Consider the following 231-nt stretch of genomic DNA (forward strand, 5'->3'; position numbering starts at 1 on the left):
GCCGGCACGATCATCGCCGTGGTGCCCGAGGCGATCGACACCACCGACCGGCGCGCGGCCGAAGACGCATTGCGCCAGTCGCGCAAGCTCGAGGCCATGGGCCAGCTGACCGGCGGCGTTGCACACGACTTCAACAATCTGCTGACGCCGATCGTCGTCGCGCTGGAACTGGCGGACACGCCCGATGCGAACCGCGAGCGCACCCGGCGCATGGTGTCGGTCGCGCGCCAG

The 231-nt window shown here is 70.6% G+C and carries 1 pseudogene; it reads left to right on the forward strand.

Annotated features, from left to right (window positions below):
• Nucleotides 1-231, forward strand: a pseudogene (locus SB660_RS24160) (hypothetical protein); the annotation flags it as partial.

This window comes from Bacillus sp. SIMBA_005, from assembly GCF_046535585.1.
Classification (GTDB): Bacteria; Bacillota; Bacilli; order Bacillales; family Bacillaceae; genus Bacillus; species Bacillus pumilus.